20 protein-coding genes are annotated in these 21,916 nt (G+C 69.5%); 7 read left to right on the forward strand and 13 right to left on the reverse strand.

Annotated elements, in window-relative coordinates:
- Positions 1-161 precede the first annotated feature (161 nt).
- Positions 162-1,373, forward strand: coding sequence for a glycoside hydrolase family 3 N-terminal domain-containing protein (locus ACNAVT_RS28070; RefSeq protein WP_416300526.1), 1,212 nt, complete (start codon positions 162-164; stop codon positions 1,371-1,373).
- A gap of 69 nt (positions 1,374-1,442) precedes the next feature.
- Here the strand turns inward: ACNAVT_RS28070 and ACNAVT_RS28075 are convergent, their stop codons facing one another.
- Positions 1,443-2,639, reverse strand: coding sequence for an acyltransferase family protein (locus ACNAVT_RS28075; RefSeq protein WP_416300527.1), 1,197 nt, complete (start codon positions 2,637-2,639; stop codon positions 1,443-1,445).
- 319 nt (positions 2,640-2,958) lie between these two features.
- Here ACNAVT_RS28075 and ACNAVT_RS28080 point away from each other — a divergent pair, with 319 nt between their 5' ends.
- Positions 2,959-3,855: a lysostaphin resistance A-like protein gene (locus ACNAVT_RS28080; protein ID WP_416300529.1), complete on the forward strand. Its 897-nt coding sequence runs from the start codon at positions 2,959-2,961 to the stop codon at positions 3,853-3,855.
- A gap of 216 nt (positions 3,856-4,071) precedes the next feature.
- Here ACNAVT_RS28080 and ACNAVT_RS28085 read toward each other — a convergent pair whose 3' ends face one another.
- On the reverse strand, positions 4,072-4,707 hold the full coding sequence (locus ACNAVT_RS28085) for an HNH endonuclease family protein (RefSeq protein ID WP_416300531.1): 636 nt from the start codon (positions 4,705-4,707) through the stop codon (positions 4,072-4,074).
- 420 nt (positions 4,708-5,127) lie between these two features.
- Here ACNAVT_RS28085 and ACNAVT_RS28090 point away from each other — a divergent pair, with 420 nt between their 5' ends.
- On the forward strand, positions 5,128-5,406 hold the full coding sequence (locus tag ACNAVT_RS28090) for an SHOCT domain-containing protein (RefSeq protein WP_416300533.1): 279 nt from the start codon (positions 5,128-5,130) through the stop codon (positions 5,404-5,406).
- A gap of 150 nt (positions 5,407-5,556) precedes the next feature.
- Here ACNAVT_RS28090 and ACNAVT_RS28095 read toward each other — a convergent pair whose 3' ends face one another.
- Positions 5,557-6,159, reverse strand: coding sequence for a TetR/AcrR family transcriptional regulator (locus ACNAVT_RS28095; RefSeq protein WP_416300535.1), 603 nt, complete (start codon positions 6,157-6,159; stop codon positions 5,557-5,559).
- Between the two features lie 252 nt (positions 6,160-6,411).
- On the opposite strand from ACNAVT_RS28095, the gene ACNAVT_RS28100 reads away from it, so the two are divergent.
- A complete protein-coding gene (locus ACNAVT_RS28100) occupies positions 6,412-7,281 on the forward strand; it encodes a class I SAM-dependent methyltransferase (protein ID WP_416300537.1) in 870 nt (289 codons plus the stop codon).
- A gap of 113 nt (positions 7,282-7,394) precedes the next feature.
- Here the strand turns inward: ACNAVT_RS28100 and ACNAVT_RS28105 are convergent, their stop codons facing one another.
- Positions 7,395-7,853, reverse strand: a complete 459-nt coding sequence (locus ACNAVT_RS28105; protein ID WP_416300539.1) for an iron chaperone — start codon at positions 7,851-7,853, stop codon at positions 7,395-7,397.
- A gap of 113 nt (positions 7,854-7,966) precedes the next feature.
- The gene (locus tag ACNAVT_RS28110) at positions 7,967-8,422 is read right to left on the reverse strand and encodes a carboxymuconolactone decarboxylase family protein (RefSeq protein ID WP_416300541.1); all 456 of its coding nucleotides are present in this window, start codon (positions 8,420-8,422) and stop codon (positions 7,967-7,969) included.
- 164 nt (positions 8,423-8,586) lie between these two features.
- Here ACNAVT_RS28110 and ACNAVT_RS28115 point away from each other — a divergent pair, with 164 nt between their 5' ends.
- Positions 8,587-10,836, forward strand: a complete 2,250-nt coding sequence (locus tag ACNAVT_RS28115; protein ID WP_416300543.1) for an ATP-binding protein — start codon at positions 8,587-8,589, stop codon at positions 10,834-10,836.
- 113 nt (positions 10,837-10,949) lie between these two features.
- Here the strand turns inward: ACNAVT_RS28115 and ACNAVT_RS28120 are convergent, their stop codons facing one another.
- A complete protein-coding gene (locus tag ACNAVT_RS28120) occupies positions 10,950-11,924 on the reverse strand; it encodes a BtrH N-terminal domain-containing protein (protein ID WP_416300545.1) in 975 nt (324 codons plus the stop codon).
- Between the two features lie 55 nt (positions 11,925-11,979).
- The gene (locus ACNAVT_RS28125) at positions 11,980-12,372 is read right to left on the reverse strand and encodes a VOC family protein (protein WP_416300547.1); all 393 of its coding nucleotides are present in this window, start codon (positions 12,370-12,372) and stop codon (positions 11,980-11,982) included.
- A gap of 77 nt (positions 12,373-12,449) precedes the next feature.
- On the opposite strand from ACNAVT_RS28125, the gene ACNAVT_RS28130 reads away from it, so the two are divergent.
- Together ACNAVT_RS28130 and ACNAVT_RS28135 are read left to right on the forward strand one after the other, a co-directional pair.
- Entirely contained in the window at positions 12,450-13,991 is a 1,542-nt protein-coding gene (locus ACNAVT_RS28130; RefSeq protein ID WP_416300549.1) for an MFS transporter, read from the forward strand.
- A gap of 2 nt (positions 13,992-13,993) precedes the next feature.
- Positions 13,994-14,608, forward strand: a complete 615-nt coding sequence (locus ACNAVT_RS28135) for a TetR/AcrR family transcriptional regulator (RefSeq protein WP_416300551.1) — start codon at positions 13,994-13,996, stop codon at positions 14,606-14,608.
- A 127-nt stretch (positions 14,609-14,735) separates the two neighbouring features.
- On the opposite strand, the gene ACNAVT_RS28140 is transcribed toward ACNAVT_RS28135, so the two are convergent.
- From ACNAVT_RS28140 to ACNAVT_RS28165, 6 genes are all read right to left on the reverse strand, one after another.
- Positions 14,736-16,625: a CocE/NonD family hydrolase gene (locus ACNAVT_RS28140; RefSeq protein WP_416300553.1), complete on the reverse strand. Its 1,890-nt coding sequence runs from the start codon at positions 16,623-16,625 to the stop codon at positions 14,736-14,738.
- Between the two features lie 203 nt (positions 16,626-16,828).
- Positions 16,829-17,305: a response regulator gene (locus ACNAVT_RS28145; RefSeq protein WP_416300567.1), complete on the reverse strand. Its 477-nt coding sequence runs from the start codon at positions 17,303-17,305 to the stop codon at positions 16,829-16,831.
- The gene (locus ACNAVT_RS28150) at positions 17,197-18,075 is read right to left on the reverse strand and encodes an ABC transporter ATP-binding protein (protein ID WP_416300555.1); all 879 of its coding nucleotides are present in this window, start codon (positions 18,073-18,075) and stop codon (positions 17,197-17,199) included. Before ACNAVT_RS28150 ends, ACNAVT_RS28145 begins: the two co-directional genes overlap by 109 nt.
- Positions 18,076-18,226: 151 nt before the next feature.
- Positions 18,227-20,056, reverse strand: coding sequence for a glycoside hydrolase family 15 protein (locus tag ACNAVT_RS28155; protein ID WP_416300557.1), 1,830 nt, complete (start codon positions 20,054-20,056; stop codon positions 18,227-18,229).
- A 76-nt stretch (positions 20,057-20,132) separates the two neighbouring features.
- Positions 20,133-20,606 (reverse strand): hypothetical protein, encoded by a 474-nt coding sequence (locus tag ACNAVT_RS28160; RefSeq protein WP_416300559.1) that lies wholly within the window; start codon positions 20,604-20,606, stop codon positions 20,133-20,135.
- A 574-nt stretch (positions 20,607-21,180) separates the two neighbouring features.
- Positions 21,181-21,916, reverse strand: a 736-nt coding sequence (locus tag ACNAVT_RS28165) for a hypothetical protein (RefSeq protein ID WP_416300561.1), incomplete at its 5' end; no start/stop codon positions are given.

Here is a 21,916-nt window from a genome sequence, read left to right on the forward strand (position 1 = left end):
CGGGCGCCGACGCGGGGACACCCCGGGCTCGGCCGCGCCCACGTCGCGCAGCTGGGCGTCGGGGGAGAGGTCCAGCAGCTGCGCATGCCGCGCTTCACATGACGGATGACGTTCCGCCGGGGCTGCGTGCGCAGAAAGTGGACGGAGCGTAGCGTGCGGGCGTGGACAGCGTGCACCTGCCCCGCCGACTGCTGCTTGCCGGAATCGGCTCAGCTGCCGTAGCGACCGCGACTGGCTGCGACTCGCACCGCGCCACATCCGTGACGCCGACGACCACACCGAGGTCATCCCCCACATCACACGGGGGCGCGACCACACCTCGGCCATCCCGCACAACACGCGGGGGCGACGCGGCGCTGCGACGGAAGATCGCCAGCTTGCTCGTGGTCGGGTTCCGCGGCACCCGTGTCACCGCCAACGACTGGATCGTGAAGGCGATCAAGGGTGGCCTGGGCGGCGTCATCCTGTTCGACCAGGACCAGGAGACCAGGACGGTACGCAACATCGAATCGCCCCGGCAGGTCAGCGCACTGGTGAAAGCCCTGAAAGACGCCTCTCCCGGACGGCTCATCGTCTCCATCGACCAGGAGGGTGGCCGGATATCGCGGCTCAACCCGAGCAACGGCTTCCCGGCCACCAGATCCGAGGCCGACATCGGCGCGGAGAACTCCGCGCCCGCAACCCGCGAGTGGGCCCGCGGGCTGGTGGCCGACCTGACGCGCGTCGGGGTCAACGTCAACTACGCCCCGGTCGTCGACCTGAACATCAACCCGCAGAGCAGAGCCATCGGCAAACTCGGCCGCAGCTTCTCGGCCAACCCGGCCGTGGTGGTCAGCAACGCCACCGAGGAGATCCAAGCCCACCGCGCGGCCGCGGTGAAGACCAACCTCAAGCACTTCCCCGGACTCGGCAGCGCCGCCGGCAACACCGACTTCGAGATCGTCGACGTCACCGACACATGGCGGGAAATCGAACTGGAACCCTTTCAGCGGCTGATCCAGGCCGGCTTCGCCGACTCGATCATGGCCGCCCATATCCTCAACAGAAAGCTCGACCCGACCCATCCAGCCTCCCTGTCGACCGCGACGGTGACGGGCCTGCTACGCGGCCGGCTCGGCTGGCAAGGGCCGGTGGTCAGCGACGACATGCAGGCGGCCGCGATCAGCCGCCGATACCCCGCCGCAGACGCAGTCGCCCTGGCCTTGCAGGCCGACCTCGACCTCCTCGTCTTCGCCAACCAGCAGGTGTACAACCCGCACGTCGTCGAGCAGACGCTCGACACGATCGTCAATCTCGTGCACACCGGCCGCCTCAGCGAGGACCGCATCGAGCAGTCCGTCGCGCGTGTGGACACCCTCCGCCCGAAACACTGACCCGACCGCCGGCACCGGATCTGCGGCGCCTCGATCGGTTTGATCTTTGTTCGATGGGTCGTGCCCCCATCACCTTGACCCAGGTGGTTGATCGGCACGCCGTCCGACACCAGCCAATTGGCGTACGGGTTGCGGCGTCCGCCGCTCTGCCCCGAGCTGCCTCGGTACGACCACCCGGTGCGCCGGCTGCCGCCGCGCCGCGAGCCGGTCCCGGCTCCACCGCAGCACGGGTCGCTCCAGGCACCAGTACGACAGTTCGACGGCCACGAGGGTCAGCGCGAGACCGAGGATCGTCCCGAGCCAACCGGTGCGCGAATCACCGAACATCATCCGCATGCTCTGGCCGGCCAGCAGGTTCCACAGGTAGAGCCCGTAGGAGATCTTGCCGATGTGCACGAGGGGCCGGGTCGCGAGCAGTCGCGCGGGCCCTCTTTCGGGTCGCGCGACGAGGCCGAGGATGAGCACCGCGGTCGCTACCGACAGCAGGGGCAGCGCGATCAGGTTCAGCGTGGTCGTCCCAATGCTGAAGGCCGGCACGAAGTAGGAGACCACCAGGAAGCCGAACGCCGCCCAGGTCAGCGGCACCGGGACGGCCAGCCGGCGTCCGTGTGTGGCGAGCGCCGCCAGGCACCCGACGGCCAGCGCGTCCATCCGTGCGGGCGTTGAGTAGTAGGCGAAGTGGTGCCAGGTGGTGGAATCGTTGAGTAGCGCGCGCACCGCGACGGCGACGGCGATCACCGCCCCGCAGCACCACATGGCGATGGTCCGTCCACGCGGCTGGGCGAGGGCGCGCCGCAGCACCGCGGGCCAGAGCAGGTAGAAGTGCTCTTCGACCGAGAGTGACCAGGTCCAGCCGAGTCCGCCGACGTCGAAGATCACCGGGTGCAGCAGGCTCGTGAGGTAGAAGAGCCCCACCGCGATCTGGATGGCGACGGTCCAGGACGGCTGCTGCGTACCCCAGACAACGGCGTGGACCACGAGCAGCAGCAGCAGCGCCGGCAGCAACCGGGCGGCCCGGCGTGCGTAGAACGCGGGCATGTCCACCGTGTCGGTCCTGGTGTGCTCGTCCAACAGCAGCGTCGTGATCAGGTAGCCGGAGAGGACGAAGAACATGGCGACGCCCAGGTGACCACCGGGGATGACACGTGGCACGGCACCCCAGTGGCTGAGGTGCAGCAGCAGCACGCCGATGATCGCCAAGGCGCGTACGCCGTCCAAGGCGGGCTGATAGCCGAGGTTACGAGCGGTTGGACCGTGCGAGAGCAAGGGGTCGGTCTCCTTTCGCTGTGCGTCAGGCCGTCCCCACGCGGCCGCGTCCCCGCTTCTCCCTACCCGGTTCGGCGAGATCGTATTGCCGTCTCGGCCCTGGTGCTCTGCGGGCAGCACCAGCTGAACGGCAGGCAGCAGGCCTCCGGGACCGGGAGCGCCCAGTCCCGGCTGCCTGCGCGGTTGGCCTGCCTCTGCCGCCTGCGCGGTTGGCCTGCCTCTGCCGCCTGCCCATTCCGGATCGGCACCCGGGTACCCGCCAACCGGGCCTTGGGCCGGCCTGGTTGACGGGTCCGAACGCAGGTGCTTGCGTGTACCGATGGCACTCAAGAAGGTCCTGGTGGGGCGAGACGGCCGCGTCCGCTCTGGGTGGAAGGTCGCAGGGTTCCTCACCCTGTCCGTCGCGTCCGTCATGGTCGCCGCAGTGCTCATAGGCATGTTCGCTCCAGCCTGGGCATTGCAGGACGGCCAGCCATGGCCGGTGGTGGCGCTCAGCGCGCTCCTCATCGTCGGTGTCTGTGCGCTCTGCCTTCGGTTTGAGGGCCGGAGTTGGGCAGACGAGGGCCTGTCACCCGATTGGAGACGACTCCGCCAGTTTGTCGTCGGTCTGGCCGGTGGCGTCGCCCTTGTCGGAGGCCTGGCGTGGCTGCTGATGCTCGGCGGGGTCCTGTACTGGCAGCCGAATCAGGCGTTCACCGCCTCGCTCCTCGTCTCGGGTACCGCCTACTTCGTGTTCGCTGTGCTGGTCGAGGAGTTGGCCTTTCGTGGCTACGCGTTGCGGCGGCTCACCGAGGGCATCGGCGCGACCAGGGCCGTCGCGCTTCTCGCGGCGATCTTCGGCGGCTATCACCTGCTCAGCATCGCGTCGAGCCCGGCAGTGAAGAGCGGCGGCGTCGAACTGCTCTGGACCGCGGCAGGGCCACTGGTCGGTGCGATCGTCTTCGGCGTCGCCGCGCTGCGCACCGGCAGCATCGCGCTCCCGCTCGGCTTGCACCTCGGCTGGAACTGGACGCAGTGGCACTTTTTCACGTTCCCCGGCGATGACAATCCGGTTGGGCTGTGGACGCCGGTGATCTCGGCGCAATACGCCGGAAACCCGGCCCCGTTCCGGATCGGATACCTGGTGGCGATGGCCTTGGCACTGGTGGCGATCGCCGCGATGACGCGTCAACCGCGCGACCGACACCCGGTAACCCTCGCGGCTGGACTGCCGTAGCCGTCACCAACACCGCAACGGGGCTCGGGCGGCACGCCCCCGGCAGGTACACCGGCCAGCGAAGCTGATTGCGGTCGGAGCGCCCTCGCCCCGCGGGACCGGGGGCGAGGGCGGTCCGCCACGGCCGCCGACAACCAGGACCAGTTCGCCTGGATTGACGCTCAAGGGCAAGACGTCGGTGGGCCTAGCCTGCCGCACCTCGCCCCGCGTTGACGCTCAGCAGGTGCCGAGCATGCTGTTGAGCGCGGACTTCTCCGCGCTGTCGACGGTGAGGTTGTAGTACCACTTCGTCTGGATCCAGGCCCTGGCGTAGGTGCAGTGGAAGGCCACTCGCGAGGGCTTCCACTTGGCGGGGTCCTTGTCGCCCTTCGCCTGGTTGACGCTGTCGGTGACGGCCCACAGCTCGGGGCCGCCGAGGTCGTTGGCGTACGTCTGGCGCGCGGAGGTCGTCCACGCCCAGGCCCCGGAGCGCCACGCCTCGGCGAGGGGGACCATGTGGTCGATGTCGATGTTGGCGGGGTTCGTCCAGGTCGCGCCGTCGTACGGGCTGTACCAGGATCCGGAGGTCGGGTAGCAGCTGCTGTCGACGGTGACGTTGGTGCCGTCGCGCTTGAGGACCTGCTCACGGGTGTTGCAGGAGCCGCTGATGGTGATCCAGTGCGGGAACAGGTCGCGGCTGTAGGTGGACTGGTGGGACTCCACGGCGACGGTGAGAGAGTTCAGCCGGCTGACGGCGGTGCTGTATGAAGGGATGTTGGGTGGGGTGGCGTGGGCAGGTACGGCGGTGACAGCGAGGGAAACGATGAGTGCGGCCGCCGTTGCGACGGCAGCTCTGACGGTACGGGGGGTCACGGGCCTACTCCTGACTGTGCGTCACCGCTGCCGGCCGGGGTTTCCGGTCCGACATCCGGCAACCGGATTGATGGAGGAGAATATAGCTACGGCCCTGGCCGTTCCGGAACACTGACCTGAACCTCACCTGAAGAGCGCGCGGACAAGATGCGTACGGCGACGACTTCTTGGCTGTGCGTGGCTTCGCCGCGCGGCTACCGGTGGTGCTGGCGCTGCCGGCGGACGGGTGACCGGCGGTACGGGACGCCGCGGCCTACACGGCAGCTCAGGCGTAGACGGCCGCCGAGCGGTCCGAGGTCGGGATACGTCGTGGGGCGTACGGCGGGTGTCGTTGCGCGACCGACGACGGCAGCCGTACCGGCGGGCCACTCTCGAGGCAGAGGGTTAGCAGAAGCGAGCCCGATACCGAGGGAGATTGTGATGCTGACGGATGTCGCGGGTTTTGTGTACGCCCATCCTGGCCCGGGTTGGGCAGACGGGCACGGGCCCTGGGGCGGCGGAGCGGGCTGGTGGCTGATCTTCCCCGCCCTGTTCTGGCTTCTTGTCCTGTCGTCCGTGGGTTACCTGCTCTACCGCAGGTCGCCTACGCGATCGGCGCGCAGCGCGGCAGAGCGGGTTCTCGCCGAGCGATTCGCGCGTGGCGAGATCGAGGCGGAGGAGCTGAAGCAGCGTCGGGCCGTCCTGCGAGGCAAGTCCTGACCGCCCGCCCCTGCTCGTCCGCCGAAGCTGGTGTGGCAGGCGGCGATGACCAGTGGCCTTACGAGCCGCGGTTCTTAGAGTGGCGGCCAGGGCGCCGGCCACCGTGACGGTCTCCGGTGCCGGGCACCCGTCGGGCGCCCCACCTTGCTTTCAGGCCGAGGGTGCTGGCTCGGAGGCCGGCGGGGTGAGCGCGGTGAGCAGGCCGGGCGCGGCGAGCCGCTGATAGATGCTGGCGAGGGCGGCGGGCCCGGGCCGGAACTCCTGGTCAACCCACCAGGTGAGCAAGCCGAGGGCTGCGGAGGTGTAGAAGGCGGCTGCGACGTCGACCGGTAGGTCGCTGCGGGCGGCTTCGATGTGCTGGCGCAGGTGGTCGCGGAGCAGGTCGCTGACGAGCCGGTACAGGTGGCGGTGCACAACAGTGCTGCCGCGCCGGCCGCACAGTGCCCGGTAGAGGTCCCGGTGGCGGTAGGCGTGGGCGAAGATCACGCCGGTCGGGCTGGTCGGATGCGGTGGCACGCCGGGGCTGAGGGCGTCGAGGTCGCGCTGCAGGTCGGTGCGCAGGTCGTCGAAGCCGGTCAGCAGCAGGTCGTCCTTGTCGCGGTAGTGGGTGTAGAAGGTGGAGCGCCCCACGTCGGCGCGGTCGAGGATATCCTGCACCGTGATCCGGTCGTAGCCCTTTTCGGGGATCAGGGCGATCAGTGCCTCACGAAGAAGGCGTTGGCTGCGCCGAACCCGGCGGTCCTGTCCTGGCATCTCGCCTTCCGCTTTCCGAACAGTTGCCGGCGGATGTCCGGTAACGGATCGTGGCGCTGTTCTGGTCGTTGAACCGGCTCTCGACCCCTGACCATACTCGGACATGGTGTTCGACATCGTACGAGTGTCCGACCATGGCCGGCAGCATTGGCCAGGTCAGCAGTCGGGTGCTCCTGGGGATCAACGTGGTCCTCGGGGTCTTCAAGCCGGGCCGGCGGCGGCCCGGCCAGGCGGCAACCTCGGAGGTGGCACATGCAGCCGATCGTCAACGTCGAGCAGGCCAAGGCGTGGAACGGGCCTGAAGGCTGGCACTGGGCCGACCACGCCGCCCAGTGGGACGCGGTCAGCGCAGAGCTCAGCGAACCGCTCCTCACGGCGGCCGGGATCAACCCGGACGACCGGGTGCTCGACCTCGGCTGCGGCAACGGCCAGACCACCCGGCTGGCCGCCCGGCGCGCCCGGGACGGATACGCGCTCGGGGTCGACCTGTCGGCGCCGATGCTGCGGAGCGCACGGGCCCATGCCGTCGGCGAAGGGCTGACCAACGTCCGGTTCGAGCAGGGCGACGTGCAGGTGCACCCGTTTCCGCCCGGCGAGTTCGATGTCGCCCTCAGCCGCGGCGGGCTGACCTTCTTCGCCGACCCCGTGGTGGCCTTCACCAACATCGCGCACGCGCTGCGACCCGGCGGGCGCCTGGCGTTCACCTGCGCGCGAGCCGTCGACGAACAGCAGTGGTTCACCGTATTCATGACGGCGCTCGTCGGCCGCGTCCCGCGCACCGACCCGAGGGCGGCATACGAGCCGGGCATGTTCTCCCTGGCCGACCCCCGGCGCATCGACGACTTGCTGACGGCGGCCGGCTTCCGCGACATCACCATGACCGGCGTCGACCCTGCCATGACCTACGGACACGACGCCGCGGACGCCACCGAGCTCGTTCTCGGCACCGGACCGGCACGCGCGCTGCTCGACAACGTCGACCGGCACGCCGCCACCCGAGCGCGGGATGCGCTCACCACCGCACTGGGCGCGTACGAGAACCCTGACGGCGTCCAGTTGACGGGAGCGTTCTGGCTCGTCACCGCCGTAACGCATGCAAATGATCAACGATTCCTTCGCTGAGCGCACCATAACTGCCGAACCAGCGACGCCGCGAGGCCGTCGCCGGTGTCGGCCCGGAGTGCAGCTGGCCAGCCTGCACCCATCGGGCCGGCTGACCAGCTGCACTCCGGTCCTCAGCTCACCGCCTGCTTCACGAGTGCGCTGATCCTGGCCTCGTTGTCGGCGGTCAGCTCGGTGAGGGCGAACGAGGTGGGCCAGTGGGCGCCCTCGTCGAGGTTCGCCTCGTCACTGAAGCCGAGCACTGCGTACCGCGTCTTGAACTTCGCCGCAGGCTGGAAGTGGCAGACCACCTTGCCATTGCGGGCGTACGCGGGCATCCCGTACCACAGCTTGGGGGTGAGGACCGGTGCATTGGCCTTGATCAGGGCGTGCAGCCGCTCGGCGATCACCCGGTCGGACATCGACATCTCGGCGATCTTCGCGGGTACGTCGCTCTCCGGGTCGGTCTTGGCGCCCCGCCGAGCGCTCGTCTTCAGCTCCTTGGCGCGCTCCTTCATCGCGTCGCGCTCCTCTTCGGTGAAACCGTCGTACTTCTTGCTGTTCGCGGCCTTGGTCTTCGTGGTGGCAGACATGGCAACTTCTCTCTCTGTGACGTGTGACTACGGGCGGTATTGGTCGGTAAAGCCCTGTCCGGGGCGGAGTCCTACGATGTTTCAGCCTTGATCGGTTGTGACCAGGGGCGATGTCACCACTTGCCCGCCTGCTGGCGGGTCGGCGCGTTGAGCCGGTTGAAGGCGTTGGTGATCGCGATGCTGAGCAGCAGCGCGGCCAGCTCCTTCTGGTCGAAGTGCTTGGCGGCCACGTCCCACACCTGGTCCGGCACCGGGTCCGGCTGGTCGGCGAGCCGAGTGACGGCCTCGGTCAGGGCCAGCGCGGCGCGTTCCTCGTCGCTGAACCATGGCGTTTCCCGCCACGCGGCGACGGCGTGCATCTGCTCGTCGGTCGCGCCGTGCTGGCGGGCCTGGTGTGCGCCCCCGGCCACACACGGGCCGCAGCCGTTGATCTGGCTGGCCCGCAGGTGGCTCAGCGCCAGCAGCTTGCCGTCCACTCCGGCGCCCGCGATGGCCCTGTTGACGGCCATCAGAGCCTCCATCGCCTCGGGGATCAGAACCGCCGGGTTCGGCATGCGCTCGGTCGACATCGCTTCTCCTTCGTCGCGGGTGTTTCTGACAGGAGTCATCCGACCATCGGCGTGCCGGAGCCCGCGCCGCCCGTGGGACACCGTGGGACACGAAGAACCCGGTTGAGCAGCGCAAACGCAGCGCCGATCCGGCCGCGCGGAACGGGACGGGTACGGTGTTGCACGTGTCCAGCCCCCAGGAACAACTGGTGGCTCAGCTCGTCCGGATCAAGGAGCTGAGCGGGCTCAGCCTGCGCGCACTGGCCCTCCAGGCGGGGCTGAGCAGCTCGTCGCTGTCGCGGTACCTGACCGGCCGGCTCGTGCCGCCCTGGGAGGCCGTCGTGGCACTGTGCCGGGCCGTGGGCCGCGACCCCCGGCCACTACGGGCGGTGTGGGCCGAGGCGGCGAAAGCCGGCGCGGCTCCCGCCCCGCGCCGCAATGATCTACCGGCCGACCTGTTCGACTTCACCGGCCGGGACACGGAGTCCGCGCTGGTCGAAGACCTGCTGTGCACCGTCGGCGCGGCCGCGATCGACGGGATGGCGGGCGTGGGCAAGACCAGCCTCGCCGTGCGTGTCGCCCATCGGCTCGCCCCGACGTATCCCGACGGCGGGCTCTACCTCGACCTGCACGGCTTCACCCCGGGGCAGGAGCCGCTGGAGCCGCATGCGGCGCTGGCCCGGCTACTGGGCGCGCTGGACGTCACACACCCCCCGGCCGGCACCGCCGAACGCGCGGCGCTCTGGCGGTCGGAGCTGTCCCGCCGGCGGGCGCTCGTCGTGCTCGACAACGCGGTCGACGCGGACCAGGTGCGCCAGCTGCTCCCCGGAGCGGGGAAGTCCGCAGTCCTGGTCACCAGCCGCCACCGGCTGGTCAGCCTAGATGGGGTGCCACCGGTGTCCCTGGAGCCACTGGCCGACGCCGACGCGGCGCACCTGTTCGGCCGGGCGGCCGGACTCGCGCTCACCGACGACGAAGCGGTCAGCCAGGTGCTGCGGCAGTGTGGCGGAGTCCCGCTGGCGCTACGGATGGCGGGCGCACGGCTTCGCCACCGCCCAGGCTGGACGGTGGCGGTGCTGGCCGAACGGCTGCACGCCACCCCCAGCCGCTTCGACTCCGCGTTCGGCATGTCGCTGCGGCAGCTCGACGCGGTCCAGCGCCGCACGTTCCGGCTGCTGGGCGTCCTGCCCGGCGCCGACTTCGACGCGGCGGCGGTGGGCGCGCTCACCGACCTGCCACCCGAGCGGGTCGGCACGGCGCTGGAGGAACTGGTCGACGCTCACCTGGTCCAGGAGCCCTCGCCCGGACGGTACCGGATGCACGACCTGATCCGGCAGTACGCGGCGGACATCGCCGCTGACGAGGAGCCACAGGCCGGTGCCGCCCTGCGCCGGGTTCTGAGGCACTATCTGGCGCAGGCCGTCGCCCACGATCAGACACTGCCCTCACCGCGCCGCAAGGAGCCCTCGCCGGGAGATCCGGCGAAGGCCATGGCCTGGTTCGACCTCGAGTACGTCAACCTGGTGGCCTGCTTCGACGCCGCGGTGCGGCTCGGCGTCGACGATGTGGTGGCCGAATTGCCGCAAGCCATGTGGGTCTGGTTCTTCCGGCACCGCGGAACCGACGACCAGGCACGCCTGCTCGAAGCCGCCGCGGCCGCCGCGGCACGTCTCGGCCGCGACCAGCAGCGGGCTTCGCTGCTCGCGGACCTCGGCTACGCCCGTGCCGCCGCCGGCCGCCTCACCGAGGCACTCTCCGCCTACGAACTGGCCGAGCAGTCCGGGCCGGACGACGAAGACCTCGCAGCTGGTCTGGCCCTACGCATCGGTTTCGTGCGCCGGGACCTCGGCGACCTGAAAGCGGCACAGGACCAGTTCCGGCGGGCACGCGAGCTGTTCGAGAACAGCGGCAACCACGCCGGGCAAGCACAGGCGCTGGCCTTCGACGGATGGGTGACGCTTCACCTCGGACGGCACAGCGAAGCCGTCGAACTCGCCCGGGCATCCGTCGCACTGGCCAACGGGCCCGCCCGGATCACCGGGCTGGTCACCCTCGGTGTCGCCCTGGCATCGCACGACCCGGCGGAGTCGCTGCGAGCGCTGCATGACGCGTTGCGGCTGTCCGAGCAGAACAATCTTCAACACAACCAGGCTTGGTGCCACAACTATCTCGGTGTCGCGCTGCGGATCATGGGATCACCCGAGAAGGCGCTCGAACACCACCGGCGCGCCTTCGAGCTGCTGGAACCGCTGGCCGAGGTACAGCTGGAGATCGACTTCCTGCACACCTACGCCGAGACATGCCGCGCGACGGGCCGCTATGACGAGGCGCTGGCGCTGCTCGATCGGACCATCGAACTCGCGCGTGAGCTGGGCCGGCCGCACGACGAGAAGCTCGCCCGCGCGGCGCGGGAGATCGTTCGCGCCGCCTGCTGAGCCATCGCCACCGTCCGCACGCTTCGCTCGGTCGCCAGCCATGCTCCCGAGTGAGTGCTCGTAGCTGATGTGAGCGCGTTCGAGCGGGTGCGGGAGCGCGATCGTTGAGGTGGTCAGTCGGTGCGAATAGCGGCCAGGGCCTGCATGGCGTGGCGTTCCCGGTCTGCGAGTTCGGTGAGGATTGCCGCTGCGCGGGTCAGATGGTCTGGTTCGCTGGTTTCTCCGGCGGCCGTGATGTGGTGGGAGACCTTGGTCCATAACGGGGCAATCTCGGCGTACAGCTGGTGGCCGAGGTGGAGGTTGTCGTCATCGACGATCGTGGCGCATTCGGCGAGGAAGTCGCGATACATGTTGCGAAACAGGGCGCCGCCGGTCCCGCCGCGTTCCATCAACGCTGCGGCCAGCGGGAGGTCGCGGGACGGGTCGCTTGAGCGGTCGAGCCAGCGCGCCACCTGTCGGGCCGCCTTGGCGATGCCGCGGTGGCCGAGGTTGGCAATGGGTGGGTTGAGGAAGGCGTGTGCGTTGTTGCGGATGGCTGCCCGGATGGCGCTGCCCAGATCGGGCCGGCCGGCGAGGCAGGTGATGGTGTAGGAGAGGTTGCGGGCGGTCATCGGTCCGCGTTCGTTGCGCGCCCGTTCCAAGCTCGTCCGCGTGGTCGTCACGGTGCCGCCCTGCTCGGTGGTGTCGATCAGGTAGGCGTGGGTGTCGTCGTAGCCGTACATCGCGGCGAAGTGCGCCCCGAAGTGGACCTTCGTGGTGAAGTAATCCAGGTGGTAGGAGTCGAGCTGCAGGCCGATCGGGCGGCCGGCGGTGAGGGCGGCGGCGACGTTCTGCCAAGCCTTACGGGGCGAGGCGGTCTCCTGGATGTGCAGCGTCAGACCCAGCCGGTCAGCCACGGTCCGGATGATCGCGGTCGGCTTGGTGCGGCCGCCGAGGAACGGAAAGTCCATGCTCTTGGCGTCCCAGTAGACGAAGCCCAGACCTTCGCCGAGGCCGAACAGCATGGGTTCGGACAGGTCGAGACCCTCGTGGCGCAGCAGCGCGCCGAGCGTGGTGGTCTCGCAGTGCTGACCGGCGGGGAACGCCACATTCTCGATGATCATTTGGTTTCCTGATCTGCTGGTCGAGCCATGCCGGACGGGCCTAAGGCGTGTTTCGTGAGTGGCGGACCAGGCAGAACGGATGCCCTGCGAGGTCGGCATAGACACGCCAACTGCGCCCGTCCGCTCCATCGTCCAACACCGTCGCGCCCAGGGTCAGCACCTGCTCCTGGGCGCGGTCCAGGTCGGCAACACCGAAGTCCAGGTGGAACTGCTGGGGCCGGGCCGGATCGGGCCAGAGCGGTGGCCGGTAGTCCGCCACCCGCTGGAAGGCCAGGACGAGGCCAGACGGCGTGTGTAGCGTCGCCCAGCCGTCGCTGAGTGCCCATCGCTGATCCGGCTGATTGACGGCACCGCCAAGGAGTGCCTGGTAGAACTCGGCAAGCTCGGCCGGATGAGAGCAGTCCAGCACGACACACTGCAGGTCAGCGATCATGGGCCGACCCTACAAGGCACTGGGCAGGGAGGTCGCCGACTTGGAAAACTATACCGTCTGGACGGTATAGTTCTGGCATGGCGATGAACGACATGGCGACCGCGCGCGCCCCAGGAAGGCTGTCGGGCCGACGCCGGTGGGCCGCGTTGGTGGTGCTGGTGGGCTCGGTCCTGCTGCTGGCGATCGACGGCACCGTGCTCTACCTGGCAGTGCCGTCGCTCACCCGCGACCTCGCACCCACGGCGACCCAGGTCCTGTGGATCGGTGACGTGTACTCGCTGGCCCTGGCGGGGCTGCTGGTCACCGCCGGCACGCTCGCCGACCGCATCGGCCGCAAGAAGGTGCTGCTCACAGGTAGCGCGGCGTTCGGCGTGGCCTCGGTGTTGGCGGCATACTCCACCAGCGCGGAGATGCTGATCGGTGCCCGTCTCCTGCTGGGCGTGGCCGGTGCGACGATCATGCCCTCGACGCTGTCGATCATCCGAGACATGTTCCCCGACGCGCGCGAACGTACCAGGGCGATCGCGATCTGGGGGGCCGGCTCGGGCGGTGGCCTGGCGCTGGGCCCGCTGGTCGGCGGTGCGCTGCTGGACCACTTCTGGTGGGGTTCGGTGTTCCTGGTCAACGTGCCGGTCGTAGCCGTGTTCCTGGTCGCGGGGGCCTTGCTGCTGCCGGAGTCGCGCGATCCAGCCCCCGGGCGCTTCGATCTCCTGTCGGCAGGGCTGTCGGTCGCGGCGATCACACCGCTGATCTACGCGATCAAGCACGCGGTCGACCATGGCCTGGACGCGAGGACGGCGTTGTCCGCGCTGGTCGGCCTCGCCGCGGGCGTCCTGTTCGTCCGGCGACAGCGCCGCACCAGGACGCCGATGATCGACGTGGCCCTGTTCCGCAACGCCGCGTTCAGCGGCGCAGTGCTGGCCGACGTCATCGCGATCTTCGCGCTCACCGGCCTGTTGTTCTTCTTCTCCCAGTACCTCCAGCTGGTACGCGGCTTCGACCCGCTCCAGGCCGGGTTGGCGGAGATGCCCATGACGATCGCCATGACCCTGGTCATCGGGGTGATCGGCTGGGTCGTGGCCCGCCTGGGCGTGGGACGTGCGGTGGCCGCCGGGCTGCTCGTCGCCGCGGTCGGGCTGCTCCTGGTCGCTACGGCAGAGGACGCGGACCACTACCTGTGGCTGGCGCTGGCTCTGCTGCCGGTCGGGCTGGGCGTGGGCCTGGCGATGACGCTGACCGTCGACGCGGTCGTCTCGGCGGTCCCGCGGCAGCGGGCAGGCGCGGCATCGGCCATCGCCGAGACCGCATACGAACTCGGTGTCGTGCTCGGCATCGCGGTCCTGGGCTCCGTGATGACCCTGCGCTATCGTTCCGGCCTGGACGTGTCCGACGCCGCGCGTCCTGCGGTCGAGGAGTCGGCGGCCTCCGCACTGGCCGCGCTCGACCCCGGCTCCGACCTGGCGGGGGCCGTGCGAGAGGCGTTCATCGAGGCCATGCAGACCACCTCTGTGATCGCCGCCGTGATCACCGCCGTGGCGGCCCTCGTCGCCTGGCGCACGATCCCCTCCGGTAAGAAGGAGGACACGGCGGGCGCCAGGAGCACGCCGGGAGGGGAATGAGCATGGCGCGCAAGGCTGGGCGCACGCCGGAGGAGACCCGCCGGGCGCTGCTCGAGGCGGCGGGCGCGGCCATCCGCACCCGCGGGGCCTCCGTCAGCCTGGACGAGATCGCCCGCGAGGCGGGGGTGTCCAAGGGCGGGTTGCTCTACCACTTCCCGACCAAGGACCTCCTCGTGCACGCCCTCGCCCACGACCTGCTGGAGACATTCCGGGCCGAGGTGGCGGCCGCCGTCGACCCCACCGACCAGGCCCCCGGCAGACTCACCCGCGCCTACATCAGGGCCTGCCTGGCCTCCCCGCCCGACGAGGCCGCGCTCCGCGAGAGCATCGCCCTCGTGACCCAGCTCAACAGCCTGCCCGAGATCGCCGACCTCGCCCGCGCCGACGCCCGCCGCTGGAACGAGCAACTACGCGCCGACGGCCTGCCCGAACACGTACTGTCCCTGGTCATCGCCGCCGCCGACGGCGCGAGCACCGCCCCGCTGTGGGGCGGCAGCGTGTCCGACGCCCGCCAGCTGGAGCGCCAACTCAACCGGCTCACCCTCGACCAGGAACTCTGGCAGCACCTGCAGCCCGACCCGCACGCCGGCGATCGCGGCCCCCGAGGCAACCCGTAGACGTGCGCGGAACTCTCCCAAGTTGTTGGCGTTCGCTGCGGTTGGGGGCTCGTTCCCGGCGTTTGCCGGGAACGAGCCCCCAATCGGCGGTGTCGTCAGCAGGGTGAACGTTCCTGATCAGCGTTGATCAGCGGAGCGGGATCCCGGCCTCGCGAGCGGCTTGCTGACCGCCGAACACCGGCAGGGAGAGGTGACTGACCTTGGTGTTGACGGTGATGGTCGGCCGCGAGGTGAGCCTGTCGGCGGAGTAGCTGCGGTAGCTGCCGACGATGATGACGCCGATCCGGTTGCCGGCGGAGAAGACGTAATCCTCGGGCAGCAGCGGAATGCTGAGCTCGTACGCCTGGCCCGGCGTCATGGGCTCGTCCACCGCGAGGGAGTTGCGGTTCTGCCCGTCCAGGATTCCCTTGCTCACCCGCCACTGGGTGACGTTGGTCGGCCGGTACGCCACGGGCTTGTAGCACCCGTCGTCGGTCGGGCTCGACTCGCCGAAGCACTCCTCGGGCAGCGTCGTCTGGGCGACTCCGTCGCCGGTTCGGCTGTTCTGCGTGCTCGGCCCGTACTCCACGAGGATCGCGCCGAAGTAGGCCCCGTCGAGGCTCGACGACGCGGTCAGGTTGATCACGGGGGTGCCCGAGATACGCAGGTCCGCTTCGAGCGGCGGGGACAGGAAGGCCAGACGGTTCTCCGACGGCTGGTTCGGGTTGTCCATCATCGCCGCTTCGAGCTGGTTCGGGTTGTCGACGAACGACCGAGTCGTCGGCGCGCCCTGGGCCGGAGTGAGGGCGAGCCCTCCGGCGCTGTCGGCGCCCGGACGCAGCCACATGTTGACGTTGCCCGTGCGGGGGATCGGCCAGTCGGCGTGCTGCTCCCAGACACCGACGGACGGCTCCACATCGACCTTCGGCTCGCCCACGATGCCGTTGTCGATCCCCTGCAGCCAGTAGTCGAACCAGCGGTGGAGCGTGTCGACCCACACGTCCCGACGGAAGTCGAACGGATCGATGTGACCGACGCGGCCGACCCACAGCTTGCGCGGCACGTCGTACGTCTTCAGCGCATCCCAGAACTTGCTGAAGTGGTCGGGCCGGACGTTGTCGTCCTGGATGCCGTGGACGAGGAACACGCTGGCCTTGATGTTCGCGGCGTCGTCCAGGTAGTTCCGCTCGTGCCAGAACGGCGTGTAGTTGCCGTGCTCGTCGCCGTCGTTGGCCCCGATCTCATTCCAGATCGGCGTGCACCTGGACTGACGTCGCGGGTCGTCAGCCGTGATGGTCCGGGCGAGCGACCCCAGGTAGTTGTTGCCGCGCGTGACGATGCCGCCGGTACGCGTGTAGTCGTAGTAGTTGTACGGCCCAGAGATGGGAACGACGGTGGACAGGCCACTGACGCCGGACGCTGCCGCAGCCATCGCCAACGAGCCGTCGTACGACTTTCCGATCATCGCGGACTTGCCGTTGTGCCAGTCGACCACGACCGGGTTGCCCTGAGAGTCGTGCCCGCTGCGGCGGCCGTTGAGCCAGTCGATGACTGCCGGTCCGGAGGCGTTCTCGTTCGCGCCCTGGATCGTCGGGCAGCCGGTGGAACCGGCCGTGCCGGGCATGTCGACGAGTGCGATGGCGTAGCCACGAGGCACGAAGTAGTTGTCGTAGAACAGCGGCCAGCGGTCGAGAAGACCATCACCATCGATGTCGGCCTTGAGTTCGGACTCGTTGCCGCGCCCCAAGGTCGCGTAGTAGGGGCTGTCGTCGATGATGACGGGCACCTTCAGGCCCTGCTTGGTGGCCGCCGGCCGGATGAGGTCGACACGGATGACATCCTTGATGCCGTCCCGGTCGCTGTCGAAGTCGGTGTCGACCCAGATCCGTTCGCGGACCGCGTCGGCGTAGCCGAACACTGGCTGGGTGACTTTGTCCTGCACGACGATCGTCGGGGTCTCGACCCGCTCGGCGGCGCTCGCCGGTGCCGCCACGGTTAGCATCGCCATCGCTGCGCCGACCGAAATGATCGACCTCATACCTTGCCTCCTCATTCGGCTCGCGGGCAGCCTTCACCTGGCGCGCCGACTCGATCACTACGGGCACGCTACGAAAAGGCCGATTGATCGTCATCAGGCAGATGCACGAACTCCGTGGCAGGCCGCATAGACATCTGCCGAGGCACTGCACGGGTCGTCGCCCGACCTCGTTGTGCGGTTCTTACGTGGAGACTGATCGTGTCTCAGAGCCAGCCGTTGGCTCTGGCAACGCGGGCCGCCTCGATCCGGTTACGGGTGTCGGTCTTGCCGATCGCGGTCGACAGGTAGTTGCGGACGGTGCTCTCGGACAGGTGCAGCCGGGCGGCGATGTCGGCGACCGGGGCGCCGTCCACAGCGGCCGCCAACACGTGCCGTTCCCGGTCGGTGAGCGGGTTCGGGCCAGCGGACAGGGCCGCCGCCGCGAGAGCCGGGTCGATCACGCGCTGGCCGGCCAGCACTCGCCGGACGGCCACCGCCAGTTCCTCCACCGGCCCGTCCTTGACCAGGAAGCCAGCTGCACCGGCTTCCATCGCCCGCCGCAGGTAGCCGGGCCGGCCGAACGTGGTGAGGATCAGCACTTGGCAGCTGGGCAGTTCTCTCCGCAGCGTTGCCGCGGTGTCCAGGCCGCTGCCGTCGGGCATCTCGATGTCCAGCAACGCGATGTCCGGATGGACCCGCAGGGCGGCTTCCATCGCCTCGGTGGCGGTCCCGGCCTCGGCCACCACCTCGATGTCGGGTTCGAGATCAACAGCAGGGCCAGTGCGCTGCGGAAGGCGACGGTACGCCCGCCGGCCAGGGCACGGATCTGCGCGGGCGGCCCGTCGGCCACCACCCGGCCCGCGGCGAGCACCACGACCCGGTCGGCGAACTCGTCCGCCTCCTGCAGGTGATGGGTGCCGAACAGCACGGTGTGGCCCTCGGCCGCGTACCGGTGGATGGCGGCCCAGAACGCCTGCCGGGCAGCGACGTCCATGGCTGCGGTGGGCTCGTCGAGGACCAACAGATCCGGATTGTCCGCCAGCGCGAACGCGAACCGCGCGCGCTGCGTCTCTCCGCCGGAGAGCTTGTCCAGCCGTCGGTCTGCCCGGTCGCTCAGCCCGGCCAACGCGAGAATCCGATCGGTGGCCAGCGGGCGCGGGTAAAGCGCCCGGGCCAGCTCGACCACGTCCCGGACGGTGGCGGTGGGCACGAACCCGGCGCCCTGGAGCATCGCGCCGACCCGGCCGGCTCGGACCGCCTCGGTGGGGGGCTGGCCGAACAGGGTCACGGCGCCCTCGTCGGGCGGCGTGAGGCCGAGCATGATCGAGATGGCGGTTGTCTTGCCCGCGCCGTTGGGTCCGAGCAGGGCGAGAGTGCTGCCCCGAGTGATGGTCAGGTCGAGGCCGTCGACGGCGCGGACCGGCCCGAACCGTCGGGTGAGTCCCGTCAGGCGTACCACGATGTCTTCCATGCCAACACGCTAGGAATCGGCGGACGGCGCAGGCAGAGCCGCCAATACTCGAGCTGCCGGGACAAATGTCCTGGCGGTGCGTGCGCCAGCTGTCCGTCAGGACCACTGGCTGCCACCGTTCAACGGCACGAGCGCAGGCGTTGCCCCGCAATCAGGCGGATCGAGGACCAGTTGCCGGGGCGTCTCGAATGGCGAGTGCGGCTTGGATGAGCGCGGCGTGGGTCAGCGTCTGGGGGTAGTTGCCGATGTGGGCGCCGGTCGCGGGGTCCATCTCTTCGGCGTAGAGGCCGAGTGGGCTGGCGTGGTCGAGCATGGTCTGGAACAGCTCGACCGCCTCGGTGCGGCGTCCGGTGCGAGCGAGGGCTTGTACGAGCCAGAACGAGCAGGGCAGGAAGGCCCCTTCGGTGCCGGCGAGGCCGTCACGTCCCGGTGGGTAGCGGTAGAGGAGGGGACCGCCGGCGGAGAGCCTGTCCCGAATGGCGTCGATGGTGCCCTGCACACGCGGCGATTCGATGCTGTCCATGTCCAGCAGCGGCAGGACGAGTAGGGCCGCGTCGAGGTCCTGGGAGCCGTAGCTGCGGACATAGCTGCCGGCCGCTGGATCGAAGCCTCGCGTCCGGACTTCCGCGGCGATCGCATCTCGTGCTACCTGCCAGCGGCAGCGTTGGCGAAATGGCAGCGGGTGAGTGTCGGCGATGCGCAGGGCTCGGTCCAGGGCGAGCCAGCCCATGAGCTTGGAATGTACGTGTTGGGAGGGCGTGCGGACCTCCCAGATGCCAGCATCAGGTTCCTGCCAGCAACGGGCGACCGTGTTGGCGAAGCCGCGCACCGCTCGCCACGTCTCCGTGTAGAGGATGTGTCCCGTCTGCGCGAACGCCCAGGCGGCGTCGATCACCCAGCCGTAGCCGTCGAGCTGGTGTTGGCCGGTGGCACCGTTGCCGATCCGTACCGGGGCGCTGTCGAGATAGCCGGGCCAGCCGGGCAGTTCCCGTTCCGCCGGTACGTGGCGGCCGTGAAGGGTGAACACTGCCGGCAGGCGTGGCCGCTGCAGCCGGCTGGCGTACAACAGCCAGGCGAGGAAACCGTGGGCTTCTTCGGGCTTGCCGACGCTGAGGAAGGCGCTGACGCCGATGCTGGCGTCCCGGGGCCAGACATAACGGTAGTCCCAGTTCCGTATCCCGCCGGGATTCTCGGGCAGGGACGTTGTGGGTGCGGCCACCGGGGCTTGCGAGGGCGAGTAGGTCAACAGTCGCAGGGTCAGCAGGCTTCGTACCACAGGTTCTCGGAAAGGCAGCGATTCGTCGATTTCGGCGGTCCAGGCCCGCCATCGGTTCTCGTCCTCGAGGAGCACGTCCCAGGCTGCCTCCGGCTCGACATGGATCAGAGGTTCGCGGTGGACCACGGCCAGCACGAGGGTGACCGGACGGCCTGGGCTGACCGTGATCGAGGTGGGTCGACCCGGTTCGATGGTGAGCTCGGGTGCGCAGCCCAGGGAGACCGCGAGGGGCCCCCACTCGCACACCAGCCCCTGCCGCCGCTGCTGGGCTCGGGGCCGGCGGTGCCGTGCGCCGAGGCGGGGGTCGAACTCGACGACGGCGTCGACCGCTGCCTCCTCGGCCGACAGACGCCGTACGATCAGCGTCGCCGGTAGCAGGCGGTTACGGACCTCGGCCACCATGCCCTCGGTGAGCGTGAGGCGGCCACTGCCTACCGCCCAGGTCGTCTCCAGTGTGGCCGTGTGCTGCCGGTAACGCCGTTCGACGACTGCGGCCGGCTGGGCCGGGCCGACCCGGAACCATCCCGCGTCCGGTCCCCCGACCAGCCGGCCGAACAAGGGCTCACCGTCGAAGCGGGGCACGCAGAGCCAATCGAGGCCGCCGTCACTGGCGACGAGGGCAGCGGTGCGGGTGTCGCCCAGCAGGCCGTAGTCGCTGATCGGCGCTGGGAGTCGACGGCACGTCACGTCGGGCCCATCTGTCATCGAGATCGCCTCCTACCGAGTCGCGCGGGCGCTGGTGAGCGCAGCGCAACAGGCGGGAACCATCGCAGGGTGCGGCTCAGGGCTTGAGGAGCAGCCCGAGGACGACCCCGAACATGACGTGGACGACAGCCGTGACCACGGGAGTCTGGACGCCGTAGTTGAGGGCGAACAGGCCGGGTGGCTCCAGCACGGCCGTGCTGGCCAGGCCCGCCCGCTGCGATGCCATGTGCGGGTGAACACCCGGTAGCAGCGGCAAGAGCACCGTCAGTGCGATCCCGACGTGGAGCATCCCGAGCAGCGCTCCGATCCACCAGGTGGCGCGGTCCAGCAGGGCGAACGTGGCTGCGTAGCCGAGGGCGAAGCCCTGACCGACGCCGAGGTGGAGGAAGAACCCGACGACCCGGGCCCGGTCGGGATCTTCGGTGAAGAGGGTCCCGAGCACCAGGGGAAGGTCGAGGCGGGTGAGGCCGGCCAGTTGAGCGGTGATCAGCGCTGCGGTGAGCGCCGTAGTGGCCACGAACCCGAACAATGCCCATCCGGCCCAGTCCATGTCAGCAGTGGTCGACGCCGCGGGCGTTTGGTGTGACGAGCCGGCCGGTGTGGGCGGCACGGGCGATGGGGATGCCGGGTCTCCTGACGTCAGTTGTTTCGGCACCGGCGCCGGCCAGCCGCGCGCATGACCGGGTCTGAACTCTCGAGCAGCGGCTGAGCGCCGTCGGCACGCGGCGCGGCGACGTCCTCTCAGTCATCGGTTCACCCCTCGGCTGGACGACGTGAAGGTCCTACTGGTCTGATCGGGACACCCCGCCCCGCACAAATAGGACTACAGCTGCCGTTCCCGGCCTTTCACCATAAGCCACCGGACATGTGACACCGGCCGGCTCGCCGAGATAGGGCCGTCGCTGGGTCACCCAGGCCGTCGATAGCCGCCAGACGACGGCCAAGACGACCGGTGGCACCTGCAGAGCGAGCTGGTCAGCCGCCATGCGCTGGCAGCCGACCTGGTGGGGCGACATGGGCACGGCCAGGGCCGGGGTTCCTCGTGCCCTGGCCGCTCGGCGACCACGACGACCGACTCGCCCTGCAACCGCAGGGCCGAGATGATCTAGGCGAGCGGTGACAGGTCAGGATTCGTACTTGCTGCGATGTGTGGATCGCGGTGGACGAGGCGGCCGCCGCCGAACGAGGTGCGCGTCAGCCACGCGGGGTGTGAGTCCGCCCGTGACCCAGCACAGGACGAGGGTCGCGACGAGACTCACGAGCCCGGCGATCTGCCAGAAGCGGGCGTCGGCAACTTCGCCTGGGGTCTCGGGTGCGATGAGGCCGCTGGGATCGACCAGCACGGTCATCGTCTCGCCTACCGCGAATTCGTCCCAGTCTCGGCAGATATCGCCAAAGATGGGGTTGCCGTCGGTGCGCTGCAGGCGGTAGCAGTGCTCTGTCTGCTTGCCCGAACGGCTGACGTCGTGATCCACGACTGTCGCCACCACCGGCTGCCCCCGCAGATCCAGCACAGTGAGCCGGGGGGCAACCACCATCGCGAGCACCCAGAGGACGGACGCGACGAACGCCGCCATTGCAACGGCCTTCACCGTGAGTGAAGCACCCCTCCACACGGTTTGGGTCAACACGAGTTGGCTGGCAACCACCATCGCTATGACCAACGAGAAGACAGCCAGCCACTGCGACCAGGCGAACAGGCTGGCGAGCACCGCGACCCCGCCAGGCACCGTGAAGCACGCAATCAAGGAAAGCCGATGGCGACGCGCGGTGCCGGAGCGAGGGCGTGAAGGTGCCACGGCCTGGATTGTGGCCGGGGCTTGCAAGGACAAAAGGCCGCAATGGGTTTGCAAGGCAGGG

The sequence above is a fragment of the Micromonospora sp. SL4-19 genome (assembly GCF_047921475.1).
Classification (GTDB): Bacteria; Actinomycetota; Actinomycetes; order Mycobacteriales; family Micromonosporaceae; genus Micromonospora.